The 16,303-nt window shown below is 40.2% G+C and carries 12 protein-coding genes, 1 tRNA gene and 1 pseudogene; 5 read left to right on the top strand and 9 right to left on the bottom strand.

Translation table 11 applies throughout. The features are described 5' to 3' along the window. Positions 1-171 precede the first annotated feature (171 nt). Positions 172-357 (bottom strand): annotated as a pseudogene (locus DK880_RS01675) (integrase core domain-containing protein); the annotation flags it as partial. A 208-nt stretch (positions 358-565) separates the two neighbouring features. Here DK880_RS01675 and DK880_RS01680 point away from each other — a divergent pair. Continuing rightward, positions 566-1,807 (top strand): hypothetical protein, encoded by a 1,242-nt coding sequence (locus DK880_RS01680; RefSeq protein WP_162534104.1) that lies wholly within the window; start codon positions 566-568, stop codon positions 1,805-1,807. A gap of 160 nt (positions 1,808-1,967) precedes the next feature. On the opposite strand, the gene DK880_RS01685 is transcribed toward DK880_RS01680, so the two are convergent. From DK880_RS01685 to DK880_RS01700, 4 genes are all read right to left on the bottom strand, one after another. Continuing rightward, positions 1,968-2,039: transfer RNA gene (locus DK880_RS01685), tRNA-Glu, on the bottom strand. 144 nt (positions 2,040-2,183) lie between these two features. After that, positions 2,184-2,975 (bottom strand): porin family protein, encoded by a 792-nt coding sequence (locus DK880_RS01690; RefSeq protein WP_109997107.1) that lies wholly within the window; start codon positions 2,973-2,975, stop codon positions 2,184-2,186. A 535-nt stretch (positions 2,976-3,510) separates the two neighbouring features. After that, positions 3,511-4,179: a tRNA (adenosine(37)-N6)-threonylcarbamoyltransferase complex dimerization subunit type 1 TsaB gene (gene tsaB, locus DK880_RS01695; RefSeq protein WP_109997108.1), complete on the bottom strand. Its 669-nt coding sequence runs from the start codon at positions 4,177-4,179 to the stop codon at positions 3,511-3,513. Positions 4,180-4,187: 8 nt separating this feature from the next. Next, entirely contained in the window at positions 4,188-5,096 is a 909-nt protein-coding gene (locus DK880_RS01700) for a DUF3822 family protein (RefSeq protein ID WP_109997109.1), read from the bottom strand. A 189-nt stretch (positions 5,097-5,285) separates the two neighbouring features. Here DK880_RS01700 and DK880_RS01705 point away from each other — a divergent pair, with 189 nt between their 5' ends. The 3 genes from DK880_RS01705 to pth all read left to right on the top strand — a co-directional run bounded on the left by DK880_RS01705 (position 5,286) and on the right by pth (position 8,280). Continuing rightward, positions 5,286-5,636: a hypothetical protein gene (locus tag DK880_RS01705; protein ID WP_109997110.1), complete on the top strand. Its 351-nt coding sequence runs from the start codon at positions 5,286-5,288 to the stop codon at positions 5,634-5,636. 79 nt (positions 5,637-5,715) lie between these two features. Then, a complete protein-coding gene (gene gyrB, locus DK880_RS01710; protein WP_109997111.1) occupies positions 5,716-7,665 on the top strand; it encodes a DNA topoisomerase (ATP-hydrolyzing) subunit B in 1,950 nt (649 codons plus the stop codon). Between the two features lie 45 nt (positions 7,666-7,710). After that, positions 7,711-8,280: an aminoacyl-tRNA hydrolase gene (gene pth / locus DK880_RS01715; RefSeq protein ID WP_109997112.1), complete on the top strand. Its 570-nt coding sequence runs from the start codon at positions 7,711-7,713 to the stop codon at positions 8,278-8,280. Between the two features lie 53 nt (positions 8,281-8,333). Here pth and hslV read toward each other — a convergent pair whose 3' ends face one another. Further along, positions 8,334-8,891 carry an ATP-dependent protease subunit HslV gene (gene hslV, locus DK880_RS01720; RefSeq protein WP_109997696.1) on the bottom strand — a complete coding sequence of 186 codons (558 nt, stop codon included), beginning with the start codon at positions 8,889-8,891 and terminating at the stop codon, positions 8,334-8,336. Between the two features lie 58 nt (positions 8,892-8,949). Next, positions 8,950-10,185, bottom strand: a complete 1,236-nt coding sequence (locus tag DK880_RS01725; protein WP_109997113.1) for a dihydrolipoamide acetyltransferase family protein — start codon at positions 10,183-10,185, stop codon at positions 8,950-8,952. Between the two features lie 130 nt (positions 10,186-10,315). On the opposite strand from DK880_RS01725, the gene tilS reads away from it, so the two are divergent. Beyond that, positions 10,316-11,692, top strand: a complete 1,377-nt coding sequence (tilS, locus tag DK880_RS01730; protein ID WP_109997114.1) for a tRNA lysidine(34) synthetase TilS — start codon at positions 10,316-10,318, stop codon at positions 11,690-11,692. Positions 11,693-11,737: 45 nt separating this feature from the next. On the opposite strand, the gene ileS is transcribed toward tilS, so the two are convergent. Together ileS and lpxD are read right to left on the bottom strand one after the other, a co-directional pair. Beyond that, on the bottom strand, positions 11,738-15,040 hold the full coding sequence (ileS, locus tag DK880_RS01735) for an isoleucine--tRNA ligase (RefSeq protein ID WP_109997115.1): 3,303 nt from the start codon (positions 15,038-15,040) through the stop codon (positions 11,738-11,740). A 146-nt stretch (positions 15,041-15,186) separates the two neighbouring features. Further along, positions 15,187-16,188, bottom strand: a complete 1,002-nt coding sequence (gene lpxD, locus DK880_RS01740) for a UDP-3-O-(3-hydroxymyristoyl)glucosamine N-acyltransferase (RefSeq protein ID WP_239302535.1) — start codon at positions 16,186-16,188, stop codon at positions 15,187-15,189. Positions 16,189-16,303: the final 115 nt, after the last annotated feature.

Consider the following 16,303-nt stretch of genomic DNA (forward strand, 5'->3'; position numbering starts at 1 on the left):
ATAAAACAAAGCTACAGAAAGCGCTAACAGAGAAAAAATGGGCATTTCATTTTAAATATGGCTGGTAGTTAAGATAAAACAACCATAAGGCCATATACAGATACGACCATACCAACTGGGTATAACATTGTAGATGGTAAGTAACTATTGAGGCATAACCATAAAGAGACTAGTTTGGATAGCTGTTTTACCATAACAATACTTCCTAGCATGCGTTCATTGCGTTCATGCATGGTTATAGTAATGTAACCAAACATCTAGATATTGTTGCCATTCATCTAAATTTGTATAGATCTGTTTACGCATAGCGGCAGCAAAGCATTCCTGTTTCATAGTTGTATTAAAACGCTCACAAAGTACATATTATCATGCGTATGCTATACACTCCCGTAATAAATCAATAAGCTTAGTAAGCATAACAATAAGAATAAGCATAATTACGTAACCTGCTAAGTTGATTACAAACTGTAACATACTTTTCCATGCATTTTTCTAGCATCTTTTTTTTTTGTATCCTAACTATATTAGGCATGCATTCATGTAAAAGCAAAGGAACTATATAATTGTGTTCAATACCATACTAGTTAAACGGCTATTGCGCTACGCATTCTTCTATAGCTTACCGCTAAGTTTAATGCATTGCAGCAGCTGCAAGAGAACGGTACACAAATCCAATACACTCCCTAGTTTCTTAGAAAAAAAAGAGCGAAACGAGAATACCGCACAACAACCATCTCCCCTATATACCTCTTCTGCTCCTGCTGGAACAGCAAAAGAAATAATCATTCTACCAGGATTAGCAACAGCAACGCCAACAGGAACAGGAAAAACAGCAACGCCAGAAGCTCCCTTAGAGATACCTGATACCTCCTCTGGAGCAACAAGATCAAAAGCTGATTCAAAATCAAAATATAACGCTGAATCAGAACATAGAACTGATTCAGAATTAGAATCTAGGCCAATCAATAAGCGAAGAAATAATAGCGGTAGCCCTAACAACAAGACCAATGAAGAAGAGATCCCCAATACCTCCTCCAGGCTAACAGGATCGAAAGCTGATTCAAAATCAAAATATAATTCTGAATCAGAAAATAGAACTAATTCTGAATCAGAAAATAGAACTAATTTAGAATCAGAAAATAAACCAAAACTATCAGAATCTAACGCAAATACAAGGCAAAGAAACAATAGCGGTAGCTCTAACGACGATGACAATGATCCTCCTCCTACGCGCTTTGATCATTCTTTTACTCCGTCAAAACCTAAACGTAGGTTAACTAAAACGCAAAGAGATCAAACGAATAGACATAAACCAAGGCAAAGAACCAATAGTGATAGCCCTAAGAACCATGAAAATGATAATCCTCCTACCCCATCAAGGCAAAAACCTAAACATAGTAGGTTAACCAAAACGCAAACTAAAGAAGCCACACCCCCTACTTCTATGTCTCTTAATGAGTCTATCCCACCACAGCAAAAGGATCCCAACCTATCCGTCCTTCTCAACAACACAAGACCCGAAGTTTCATCTCTTTGCGTTGAAGCTTCGGCTCCCCCTTTATACCACCAAATACCCCTTGTACCCTATCCTGAAATGCCTGCTTCTAGTTTCATGCCTATGTCCCAAAACCATCAGAATTTAACTCCAACACAAGGTCCCCTCTACCCTACTTTACCTGCTCCTTCTTCCCTATACCAACCACCCTGCAACCCTACCTACAACGCCCTTAGTACCCGGCCTCCTTTGTCTAATGAATCTCTGTCTAAGAATCCTTTACCACAGGATCCACCACCTTACAGCCGATAATTTTTCTAATCTTTTCGCATTTTTACAGAAATCCTATCTATTATAGGGGATAACCATAAAAACTATCCCTTTATGCCACAATAGAGCGATAACAGCCACAGTAGAGCGCGCATGCTACGTACTTAAATGGCGCACAAATAAGCTATGCGAAAAGAGCTTGTAGCCCGTAGGGGAATCGAACCCCTGTTTCCAGGATGAAAACCTGACGTCCTAACCCCTAGACGAACGGGCCAACACAACCTACTAATGTTGCTTCCTATTTGCTTGAAAGCTTAACAATGCCAGATAGATAAAAAAATAAGAAAAGAGAAGGCTATACCTACCAAGGCTATACCTACCCTTTTCTTACTTTTTATTTTCCAAAAACAGCTCAAATTTATGCCTTAAACAAAGAGGCGATATTATAACCTACGTTAACCATAAAATAGCGATTGTTTACCTTAGTAAGACCGTTAATTTTAACCTTTGCAAATTGGTCGTCAGGTTTCGTAGTAGAATTGTCTTTAATTCTATTCATGAAGTGATGCCCATACCTCGCTTCTAAAGAAAGCCCAAAAGAGAACTCATAGCCAATACCACCCTGTACTCCCACATCAAAAGTTTCTAGGTCTACCTTATTCAATTCAGGGTTTTCTTCATAGGTATCCTTTCCTGTCTCCTTAAATTTAAGAACCTTCTTCATTGAAAAATAAGCGGATGTACCTACAAATAGTTTGAAGATACCTTCGCCCTCCTCACGCCCCATTGGATAAACACATAAAGAAAGCGGTACGTACAAGCCATGCGACGCTATCTTGCATGCCGGTTCCGATTTAGATCCGCTATTATTTGAATTATTATTGTTTGCGCTGGCACTATTATCCTCTTTTTTACACAAAGTACCACCCAACTGCATATAACCCGCCCCTAACTCCATCCCAATATAATCCGTAAACGCGTACTCACCATAAACAAAACCATTGACAAATGGTAGCGCGAACATAGGATTTTCAAACCCCTCCTCTTTCGCTCCCACAACAAACCTAACCTTTTCATCAATACCACAAATAGAAGATACACTTAAACCAGCTTTTACCCCATAACTCCATGGACTGCATTCCGCTTGTGCGGCATTTAAGGTAGCACAGGCCAAAGCACCTGCCACTAATGTTTTTTTTATTCCCTTCATTATATTAGATACGTTAAATGTAAAAATGTATGTATAATAAATTTATACTTAATTATAAGCCCCCTCATGCTTTTAAATAGCGCCAAGGCACGTTAGACTTTAAAGCTTTGTTGCTTTGTTACTATCCATAAATACCTGTGACAATTACAATTTTAAGTGTAATTTCTAAAAAAAACAAGTACAGACTACCGCACGATTTTTAATTTTTTAATAAAGAAACCAAAAACAGCAGAATCAATGCCCCTCTCTTCGTAACACCGTTCCCCTAGCAGCGCCTCCCTTTTTCTCTTAACACCTCATTCCTTGCTAGCGTTTTTTTCTTAAAAGAGGGCATCCATTCTGTATTGTGCTTCTCTTTACCCCTTTTGCTAAGCATAACTTTTATTTTAATAAAGCACTGCTCCACTCTCTTGCTTAAGGGGACTTACTCCAATAATAAGAAAAATTATGTTTTAAACAAAAAAGCAGCCATTTACGCACCTTTTTTACTTTTACGCTAAAGATTTCATTTTGTATATGCGCTACTTATTTTTTATTAGGACTGGAATTGACTTAGGTAGCAGGGGACGTAGTGCGCAATATCTTCCCAGCATTGTTGCTGAAATCGAGCAAAAGCCAAAGGTCCTATATGTACTGCAGATGGCATAACTGCTTCTGCATAATGAATATCGCTGCGCTTTACAAGGTATGGTTTACACTTAAGCGCACCATCCCCCAAGAAAAGCAAGGGTTGTTGGGGGAGACTAGCTAGGTAGGCACTACTGTCCACTAGCGCCACATGCGTATCCTGTTTGATTTGACCTGACCTATCCACTATAAGGGTATAAATGGCATTGCGCCTTGCATCAAGAGCTGGACAAAGCAATACAGTCTTGTCTACTATACAAGGCGCTATGCCCGCTGCCATAGCTACTAAGGTGGGTACAGCAATCAATGGAATGCCTAACCCATAGCATAACCCCTTCCCTACTGCTGCACCAATGCGCAAGCCTGTATAAGAACCAGGACCACTGGCAATAGCTACAGCAGCTAAATCTTTACGATTATATTTACTAATTTCCAGCAATTCCTCTACTATAACCATTAAAGATTCTACATGGGTATAGCGCTGCACCAATGTGGTATGGGCTACCAGATGGCCTTGATTATGTAGGGCAACGGAACAAGCAGCCGTAGCCGTTTCAATACTTAAAATAAGTACCATAATACGCTTTACGTTTTATTTTTACCATAGGGCTGACAAAGCAAACTGCTCATTAAATCAAAATAAAGCATAGGTGATGGGTTGCTTTTTTTAAAGAGCCTGTTAGGGGAAGGTAAAAAATGGATCTTGGTTTTTAAGGTAACATGAGGGATATAAGCTTTTAATTGCCAATAGAAGCTGGATGCCTTGTCAATATAACCGCCTACCCATGCTTTCCCACTATGCCGTTCGAATCGAATTACCTGAACAACAGCAGATAGATAGCTTAAGCAATCCTCAGCTGTTTCGTAAGCAAAAATATTATAGTATACCAATTTACCGTTCTCATGAGCGGCTATATGCATATGGTTCTTATCCAACCAAATAAACAACAGGGGCACAACGGAAACAGGGTATTCCAGCTGAATGCCTTCAATCATAGCATTAACTTGATGGATGATTTGAAATCTACTATTGCTATAGCGCTTTCGAAACCAATCTAATACAGTAGCCTCCTCCGCAAATACAACAGATAGCTTGGCTAAGGCATGGGTAAAAACAGCAACCTCCTCACTGGACGCTACGTTACAAACTACATGCATATAAGCCATTAAGTCTTTTGGACTTAGCAAGAGATGTGGTAAAAGAGTGAATTTTTGATTGGTAATAGATAAAGTAACGGAATACCAATCTTGCTTTATAAGAAAAAAAGTTTCATTATAGAGTTGCGCTAAACACTGAATATAGCTGGGATGCTGCTTGTTAACTGGCAAGGCATATACGTCCAATAGCAAGCAAGCTTGCGCGTCTTTATCTAAGCAACCTATTTTAATGAGGCCAGCCCCTATATTGATCAATAGATGGTAATGGGTGCTTTTATCAGGCCTAAATTGCTTTGTATCAACAACAGAAAGAAGCTTCTTGGGGAATATTTCCATAGGTCAACCTTTATGTGCGATACTGCTTAACAGATAGTAGACCGCTTAACTAGCTTATTGCTTAATAATAGCAATCTAAAGCAAATATAACTCCTCTTCATACATTATTTTTGCTTACAACGCTATACAAAAATAGAAAAAAATCCTTATTTTTATAGCAATGATTCCTCTATGTTCTACTAAATCAATATGAAATATATAACAGCTATTGCGATACTAACAGGCTTGTTAGGCATTGGTATGCCCTGTCCTATGCCATCAGCTGCTACGGCTAGCGCACCTCTAAATGAGACGTTATTCATCCAAATTACAAGGGACATGGAATTGCTTAACAGCTGGCTTGTAACGCAGCATTATCCTCCAGAAACAAGCGCACACATACAACACCAAAGTTATCAATCCCTATTAGCACTCTATAAGGTAGATTTAGAAGCCTATCAAGCAAGTATAGCCTATTATTTCACCTCTTCGCTAGAAAAAGCACTTGAAACCTACGGTAAACTGTATATTGCCTTAGAAAAGGTAAGAACTGCTTGCTAACCTTATGTAACATTTAACAATTGGTTTCATTACTTAGCGTTTATCTTAATCCGCGGTACGTATTTAAAAGATTATTTTCATGACTTCAACTACAAATGACTATTCGGCTGATCATATTCAGGTTTTAGAAGGGTTAGAAGCTGTACGGAAACGGCCTGCTATGTATATTGGCGATATAGGTATCAAGGGATTACACCATCTGATTTGGGAGGTAGTAGATAATGCCATTGATGAATCTTTAGCGGGCTATTGTAACAGCATTGCCATTACCATTCAGGAAGACAATTCCATTACTGTATCGGATAATGGTCGTGGAATTCCAACTGAAATACACTCTAAAGAAAAGAAATCTGCTTTAGAGATTGTCATGACAGTATTGCATGCTGGAGGTAAATTCGATAAAAATAGCTATAAGGTTTCAGGGGGGTTGCATGGGGTAGGAGTTTCGTGCGTTAATGCACTATCCTCCCACTTACAAGTTACCGTATACCGAAATGGAAAAATCTACCAGCAAACCTACGCACAGGGTACTCCGCTCCATGCTGTCCAAGCAATAGGCGCCACGGACTTACGCGGTACCACCGTCCATTTTACGCCAGACAGTACGATTTTTACCACTACGGTCTATAATGCCCATACTATTGCAAACAGATTACAAGAATTAGCTTATCTCAATCTAGGCTTAAGGATTACGCTAGAAGACAAACGAGAAAGAAATGAATCTCAGGAGCCTTTTAAACAAACCTTTTACTCCAAAGAGGGGCTTCGTGCGTTTGTATTACACTTAAGTAGTGGCAAGGAATTTATTATGCCTGAGCCCATTCTAATAGAGGGAACAAAAAATAATGTAGCCGTTCAGGTAGCTATGACCTACAACACAGGTTATAGTGAAACGGTAGCTTCTTATGTCAATAATATCCCTACTATTGAAGGCGGTATGCATGTAACGGGTTTTAAAAGAGCCCTAACCCGTACGCTGAAAAACTATGCAGATAAATCTAACCTATTAGAGAAAGCTAAAGTAGAGATTATTGGGGATGATTTCCGGGAAGGCTTAACAGCTGTTATTTCCGTAAAAGTAGCAGAACCTCAATTTGAGGGGCAAACTAAAGCCAAATTAGGGAATGCAGAAGTACAAGGTGCTGTAGAAAGTTGTGTAGCGGAAACGTTGTATTACTATTTAGAAGAGCATCCCAAAGAGGCTAAGTATATCATTGATAAAGTGATTATAGCAGCCCAAGCACGTCAAGCTGCGCGCAAAGCACGGGAGATCATCCAACGTAAAAATGTACTAGTGGGCAGTAGCCTTCCTGGTAAGCTAGCTGATTGCTCTGAACGGGATCCTAAGCTATGTGAGCTTTTCTTAGTGGAAGGGGACTCTGCTGGTGGAACGGCTAAAATGGGTCGCAACAGAAGATTCCAGGCTATTCTTCCCTTAAAGGGGAAAATTCTCAATGTAGAAAAAGCACAATTGTATAAAATATATGACAATGAGCAAATCAGGAATATGATTACAGCATTAGGGATAACCCTTGGTAAGGATATAGAGGATAAACCTATGGATTTAGACAAACTGCGGTACCATAAAATTGTAATTATGACTGACGCAGACGTAGATGGTAGCCATATCCGTACGCTGATTTTAACTTTTTTTTTCCGCTATATGCGCGATGTTATAGAGCAGGGCCATTTATATATTGCTTCTCCTCCACTTTATTTGGTGAAACGAGACAAAACGGAACAATATTGCTGGACAGAATCAGAAAAAGAACAAAATATAATAAAATTGAGTGCTAAGGATGGAAAGGTGGACGCAGTAGTCGTACAGCGCTATAAGGGCTTAGGTGAGATGAACGAAATTCAGCTATGGGATACTACCATGGACCCAACCCGTCGCAACCTTAAACAGGTTAGCATCGCTTCTGCATTGGCTGCAGAACATCTCTTTTCTATGCTCATGGGGGATGAGGTGCCGCCTAGAAGGGACTTCATAAAGCGTTATGCCAAGTACGCTAAATTAGATATATAAAATTATGTATATAGTTAGGTAAGGGATTAAATATCTTAGTTCGTTATGAAGCTATTATTGATAGGATTGGGGAATATAGGTGCTGCTTATACCTATACCAGGCATAACATGGGATTTCTAGTGCTAGATCACTTAGCTAAACAACAAAAAGTTTTTTTTCAAGCCAATCATTTGGCTTTTACTGCTACTTTTACCTATCAACAACAACAGGTTTACCTAATAAAACCTACAACCTACGTGAATAATAGTGGTCAAGCTGTTAAACATTGGCTAAATGCCTTACAGCTTCCCATTACACAAAGCTTAACAGTAGTAGACGACTACGGGTTACCTTTCGGTACGATGCGCCTACGAAACAAGGGATCCCATGCAGGCCACAATGGGTTAAAAAACATAGCAGCTTGCCTGTTATCCACAGATTATCCTCGTCTTAGAATAGGTATTGGCAGTGACTTCCCTAAAGGTGGATTAGCGGATTTTGTTCTGGGGCATTTCACACGCAAAGAAGAGACCGCCTTGCCGGATTGCTTAGACCAAGCTGCTGAGATAGCATTGACTTGGTGCCGTACAGGTATGGTATATGCCATGAACCAGTTCAATAACCGAACAAAATAACAAATAGTTTGGGAAGGGATCCTTTCCATAGCTTGAACAGCCTATCTGCGTTTTTATAACTGTTTTTCGGTTTCATTAAGCTCCTCAAATACAAAATTATGATTTGTATAAATACAAATATCTGCTGCTATCGTTAAGCTTTCCCGTACTATTTCCATGGCGGTCAAATGGGGTGCGTGCTGTACCAATGCCCTAGCTGCAGATTGGGCATATACACTACCTGAACCAATAGCAGCTACCGGATAATCTGGCTCCAATACATCCCCATTGCCAGAAATCATTAACAAATCTTCTTGGTTCGCTACTAGTAACATAGCCTCTAGTCTTTTTAACATGCGATCTGTTCGCCAATCTTTAGCCAATTCAATAGCAGCACGCTTAATATTTCCCCGATAACCTTGAAGTTTTTCTTCAAAACGTTCTAATATCGTAAAGGCATCAGCCGTGGAACCCGCAAAACCTGCTAATACGCTCCCTTTAAACAATTTTCTTACTTTTTTTACATTATGTTTAGCAATAGTGTTGCCTAAAGTAGCCTGACCATCGGATCCAATTACTACAGATCCTTTATGCAGCACCACCAATACAGTGGTCGCATGCAAGGGAAGCATAGCTGGATGCTCTATACCATTCATAGGATTATACTTTGGTTATATATTGGTATACAATTTATAATAGCAAACGCAGCGGCTCTTCTACTAGCTCTTTTAAAGTTGCTAAAAACAAGGCTGCTGCTGCGCCATCTACTACCCGATGATCACAGGATAAAGTAACCTTCATGATGGGTGCAACCACTACTTGCTGATCCTGTACAACAGGCGATTGCTGTATGGCACCCACCGCTAAAATACAAGCCGCCGGTGGGTTAATAATAGCGGTAAAAGATTCTATTCCAAACATCCCTAGATTAGAAAGGGTAAAAGTAGCACCACTGCTCTCTTGCCAGATCATCTTATTTTCCTTTGCTTTTATACTTAAATGCTTCATTTCTTTACTAATGGCCATTACTGGCTTTTGATCTGCAAAGCGTATTACTGGTACCATGATACCTTCTTCTACTGTTACAGCCACGCCCATATGCACATGCTGATAATATCTAATTTTATCTGTTAACCATGCTGCATTTAGCGTAGGATGCTGTCTAAGCGCTAAGGCAACAGCCTTAATCATCAAATCATTGATCGAAATCTTAGTATCAGCATGCACGTTCAGTTCCGAACGCAACGCAACCATTTTATGCATTTGTAGCTGAATGGTTACATAAAAATGCGGAGCTGCTGCTTTATGTGCGGTAAGCACAGTGGCCATCTTTTGACGCAAAGCCGTAAGCGGACGATCTTGATAGCTTTCTTGCTCATGCCAAAGATGGGTAGATTTGGTAGAGGTAGCTATTGCTTCTTGATCAACTATAAAATCAAGTACATCCTGTTTGATAATACGTCCCCCTTCACCAGATCCTGGGATATTTGCCAAAACACATCCTTTTTCTTTTGCTAATCGCTTAGCTAAAGGAGAAGCAAAAATTCTATCTTTAGCTGTTTGCTTCTCGTTCACTTGTGCTGCCACTGTGACTGGCTCTAACCCTTTAGAAGGCAATCTATCAGGCGCAGGCATAGGCGGTAGTGTACAGGCAGTTGTATCCTGTAACAGCGATTGAAAATCTTCCCCTGGCTCTCCTATAATTGCAATAAGTGCATTTACCTCCACAGCTGATTGGGCCGTCACACCTACGTGGAGCAGCACACCTTCTTCATAGGATTCTAATTCCATTACAGCTTTATCTGTCTCTACCTCAGCAAGAATATCCCCTACCTCCACCTTATCCCCTACCTGTTTCAACCAACGGCTGATTACCCCTTGCTGCATGGTATCGCTCATCTTTGGCATTCTAATTAACTCTGCCATATATTTTCAAAAAGAATTCTATGATTGTAATTGTTATTAAATTAAATTAGCAGAGCCAATTACTTTTTCTCTATTTTCCTAACTTTCAAGTAGCTGTTTTTCTAACCCTCGATTAAATTTACGTATAATTTTGGAACTATGTCTTTTGATATGGTTAACTTTCATTTTACATTTTTTACATGCTATGCTGACCGCTTTTTTATCTTTTCTACAAAAAGAACAATTGGTTACAAACCAAACAGAAGCCACTTTACTAGCCGTAAGTGGGGGAGTGGACTCTGTCGTGCTTTGCCATCTCTTTAAAGAAGCGCATTTACCCTTTGCCATAGCCCATTGTCACTTTAACCTAAGGGGAAAAGAAGCAGACCAAGCAAGCCAACTCGTAGCAAGCTTAGCAGCGCATTATCAAGTTCCTTACTACACTACCCAATTTGAAACCAAATCCTTTGCTGCCAAACATAAAATCTCCATACAAATGGCTGCTAGAACCTTACGTTATCATTTCTTTCATCAATTATTGTATAAACAGAAACTAGCTCAAATAGCTACAGCACATCATTGGGATGATGCTGTTGAAACCATGCTGCTCAATCTTATAAAAGGAAGCGGTATTAGAGGATTGTGTGGCATACAACCTATCCATGGTTCCATCATACGTCCCCTACTGTTTGCTAATAAGAAAGATATTATTGCGTATGCCAAACAAGCATCGCTTACGTGGCAGGAAGATAGCTCCAATCAAGCCCTTTACTACCAAAGAAATTTTATCCGTCATAAAATTATACCGCTTTTACAGCAGATCAATCCAAATTTTAGCATTACCCTGAAGGAAACCGCTTTAAAATTGAACGATGTAAGAAAAATTTTTGCCCATCATATAGCTTTAGCGCAAACAAATAATACCATAACCGATGAAGATAGCCACTGTATTCCTATCCATACCATTACTGCGCTACCAGGCGCAACTACCACAGCTTTTGAACTGGTACGTTCCTATGGTTTTACTTTTAAGCAAATCCAATCCCTCATGGAAAAACCTACTGGAAGTGGCAAACGGATCTATTCAACAGATTATATACTTTATGTGGACCGACAAAAATGGTTCATATGTAAACAACAAAAAGCAGCAGGTAGGCAAGCAGCTATTGAAGCCAATACCCCCTGTATCGCTTATGCCAACCATACTTTTTACCTGACTCAACATAATCAAAACGGCTATACCATTCCGAAAGCCGCAAATGTAGCTGCCTTAGCCTACCATAAACTAGCTTTTCCACTTACCTTGCGCCCATGGCAAGCAGGAGATTACTTTTATCCCTTGGGTATGCAAGGCAGAAAAAAATTAAGTGACTATTTCATTGATCTAAAAGTAGCAATGGTTGTAAAGGAAAAAATTTTAGTCCTAACCAGTAACCAGCAAATTGCATGGGTAGTAGGGTACAGAATAGACCAACGCTTTTGCATAGACAACCAAACAGAAACCATATTCGAAATAACCTTAACTTAAGGCAAGAGCGGGGTATTCCCCGCTAGACTATAGGCAGCCTCTGCTCTATCCTATTACTTTTTCTAGTTGCAGTACCATGGCTATCCCATTTATATCAAGAGCAGTCCCTTCTAAAAGCTCTGCAGCAAATTGCAGCGCAACAGCTTGTGCTTCTGCACAAATATAATCTTTATAGGCAGTAATAGCTTGCTGGGCCATAGCTACATTTGCCTGAATGGTTAGTACAATTTTATCTTGTACCTCAAAGTTTAAAGTTTTGCGTAATTGCTGTATACGGTGAACCAGCTCTCGTGCGAACCCTTCTTCTTGCAAAGCAGTATGTAAAGTTATGTCCAGGGCAATGGTTATCGTTCCCTCTTTAGCTATACACCAACCTGGTACAGCATTTGTATGAATCAATACATCGGCTAGGGTAAGGGGAATAGTTACATCCTCCACAAGTAATAGATAAACCTCTCCCCTTTCTAAAGTAGCTATTGCTTCTGCCTGTAGGGCTACAATAGCTTGGCTTATCTGCTTCATTTTGTTACCATACTGCTTACCCAAACGAGGGTAATGGGGCTTGGCTTGCTTATGCAACAGATGGCTCGTATCATCTGCATAATGCACTTCCTTTACATTTAATTCTGCTTTAATAAGCGCTTCTAAGCTAGCCAAACAGCCTGCTGTAATTTGAGGCGTTGTAACAATAGTTAAACTTGGCAAAGGCTGTCGTACCTTTATTTTGTGCTGCTTACGTAGGGCATGCGCTAGAGAGACAATCATTTGAACTTGTTGCATCTTACGCTCCAATACTGGATCAAGCAGCTGGATATTGGCTTCTGGAAAATCTAACAAATGTACAGAAGCAGCTGTCTCTTTTTTAGTAACCTGATTTAACGATTGATACAAGTAGTCTGCATAGAAAGGCGCAATGGGCGCCATCAATTTAGCAATGGTAATAAGGCAATGGTAAAGGGTTTGATAAGCTACCTCCTTATCTTGGTCCTGCCTATTTTTCCAAAATCTTTTTCTATTCAAACGAATATACCAGTTACTCAATGCATCTACTACAAAATCTTGGATTGCCCTAGCTGCTACAGTAGGCTCATACTGATTATAGGCTTCGGTTACTGTTTGAATCAATGCATGCGAACGTGCAAGCAGCCATTGATCCATTGGATCCAGCTCGTTACTATCCATTACAGGACGCTCAAAATAAAAATGATCTAAATTGGCATAAAGTGCAAAAAAGTTATAGCAGTTGTTTAACGTAATAAAAAAGCGCCGAATAACCTCCTCTACACCAGTCCCATCAAATTTTAAATTATCCCATGGGTTGGCATTACTGATCATATACCAGCGCACTGCATCTGGCCCATATTGGTCTAGTAACACCATAGGGTCGAGGGTATTGTGTAAGCTTTTCGACATCTTATCGCCCTGCTTATCCAAAACCAAGCCATTAACCACAACATTTTTAAAAGCAGCCGTTTCAAAAAGCAATCCGGAAATGGCATGTAAAGTAAAAAACCATCCCCTGGTTTGGTCTATCCCCTCTGCAATAAAATCAGCTGGGAAATTTTTGAAAAAATTTTCTTGGTTCTCAAATGGATAATGCCATTGCGCACAAGGCATAGCGCCTGAGTCAAACCAAACATCTACCACAGCTGTCTCACGGTACATAGGTAACCCGCTGCTGCTAACCAAAACAATAGCATCTACATAGGGCCTATGTAAATCGAGGATTTCAGGTAAAGGTTGCTGCATGTAACCTGCTAGGGCTGCTTGCTCCATTTCAAATAGCAATTCTGAAACAGAACCAATACATTTTTCTTCTTTCTGATCGACTGTACGCCAAATAGGCAGCGGAGTACCCCAATAACGTTCCCGACTTAAATTCCAATCCACTAAATGCATTAACCAATTCCCAAATCTACCTTTCCCTATTGAATTTGGTTTCCATTGAATTTTATTATTTAACTCTATCAATAGCGCTTTATAGGCTGTCGTTTTAATAAACCAAGCATCCAATGGATAGTAGAGAATAGGCTTTTGGGTACGCCAACAATGCGGATAACTATGGGTATATTTTTCTACTTTAAACGCTTTGTTTTCCTGTTTTAGCTTATTTACAATCAAAATATCTACAGAAGGAAGTGTGGTATTTTTTTCATATTCAACCTTAACACAACGTCCTGCGAAGTCAGTAATGGCCGACACAAAGCGCCCCATCTTATCCACAATAGGAAGTTCTTCCCCTGCTTCATTGGTAACAACGATAGCTGCTATATTTTCTTCCTGTGCTATACGGTAATCATCTGCACCAAAGGTAGGTGCAATATGTACTATACCAGTGCCTTCTGTTGTGGTTACAAAGTCTCCTCCAATGACTTTGAAGGCATCCCCTTTTGGCTGAACATAAGGCAAAAGCTGTTCATAACGGAGGCCTATCAAATCTACGCCTTTACAACGCTCTACGATACGCCAAGGCAGATGACCCGCTGCACCATAAGACAACGGTAGTGTATCTTCTTCTTTATCCGAAAAAAAACGTCCTAGCGCCTCTTCTGCCAGCACTACTTGCAGCGGTAAATGGGTATAGGGATTAATAGTAGCAACTTTAACATACGAAATAGATAAACCCACTGCCAAAGCTGTATTAGCCGGCAAGGTCCAGGGAGTGGTAGTCCATGCTAAAAAATAATCATGTTCCCTATCCAAAATTTTAAACTGTGCTACAACAGAAAGGTCTTCCACCTGTTTATAACAGCCTGGTTGATTCAACTCGTGGGAGCTTAAGCCACTACCCGCAGCAGGTGAATAGGGCTGTATAGCATATCCTTTATAGAGCAAACCCTTGTTATAGAGCGCTTTAAGCAGGTACCACACAGATTCCATATAGTCCCTACTATAGGTAATATAGGGAGCTGTATTATCCTTCCAGTAGCCTAATGTACGATTCAAAGCTTCCCAATGGCTGGTATAGGTCATAACTGCTTCCTGACACTTTTGGTTAAATGCCTGAATGCTTATTTTTTTTCCAATGTCTTCTTTTGTAATCCCGAGTTCTTTTTCAACTTGAAGCTCTACTGGTAAACCATGGGTATCCCATCCGCTTTTGCGTTGCACATAGTAGCCTTGCATGGTTTTGTATCTTGTAAAAAGATCCTTAACAACCATGGATAAGACATGGTGTATACCTGGCTTTCCATTAGCACCTGGAGGACCTTCAAAAAACACAAAGGGATCTTTATTTTTGCGCTGTTGCAGAGAACGCTCAAATATTTTTTCTTTTTCCCAAAAAGATTTAATGGCTGTGGCAATAGTTTGTAAATGAAATGGCGTATGGATCCTATATAAATTCATAACAAAGGGTTTTTAGCATAACATTAACCATGCATAAGTACAAGTAAAAGCTAAAAATAATGATTTCTTATCATAGTAACAGGGGTATCTATTTGATTAAGTCGCACAATGCTTCTCGCCTAGCCTTCCTAAAGGAATGTACTGCTTCATGTTTGCAATGGCTTAGCTAAGTTTTTAAAGCGCGCATAGCAGGATAAGAATCTTTTATGTTCAAAGGCAGGTGTTCCAGAAAGTGTAATAGCACCTTTTGGAAAGGAGCGCGTAATACCTGCACGACCTAAAGCCGTTACATGATTCCCTAACGTAAGATGCCCTGCAATCCCTGTTTGCCCCCCTAACCTACAATAATCTCCTATTTTAGTAGAACCTGCTATCCCTACTTGTGCAGCAATACCACCATACTTGCCTATTTTTACATTATGGGCCACCTGAACCAGGTTATCGATTTTGCTACCTTGCCCAATAGCGGTTTGCCCTACCATAGCAGCATCTATAACAGTATGGGCACCAATTTCCACCTCATCGGCCAATACAACCCGACCAATAGAAGGAATCCGCTTATAACCACCTGATGCAAGCGTCTGGAATCCAAAACCTGGATTACCAACCACAGCAGCCGCATGCAGCACGCATTTCCTACCAATAACCGTATAAGCTGCTACCTTTGCGCCACTATATAGGATCGTATCCGCACCAATGGTCACATGATCCCCAATATACACATGGGGATAAATTTGCACTCGTTCCCCTATTACAACGTGATTCCCAATATAAGAAAAAGCCCCACGGTAACTATTTTCGCCTACTGTAGTCCCTTCTCCTATGTAAGAAGGAAATTCTATTCCCTCCTTAACGGCTATTTTTTTCTGTGCTACTTCCTCTACCAATGCGCAAAAAGCCGCATAAGGATCTACCACAGCAAGCAAAGTAGGGGTAATAGGCAAGCTGCATTGCCACTCCTTGGGAACCAAAACAGCAGAAGCTTTGGTTTGGTAGAGGGCAGCTGCATAGCTAGGTGTAGAAAAAAAACTCAGTCCCCCTTTGCTTCCCTCCTCTAGGGTACAAAGATGGGTTACGATCGTACGATCATCGCCAGATAAACTAGCATGAAAGCGCGCTGCCAATTCAGCTATTGTCCATTGCATCATACGTATAATGCTCCCTTTACTACAACAATGAATGTGGTATTACCAAATGACAATATAATGAATAATAACGTTAAAGTGGGCGTGACTAACCGCCCTCTGCCCTCCGCTAGCTTAC

It is taken from the genome of Candidatus Cardinium hertigii, assembly GCF_003176915.1.
Taxonomy (GTDB): Bacteria; Bacteroidota; Bacteroidia; order Cytophagales; family Amoebophilaceae; genus Cardinium; species Cardinium hertigii_A.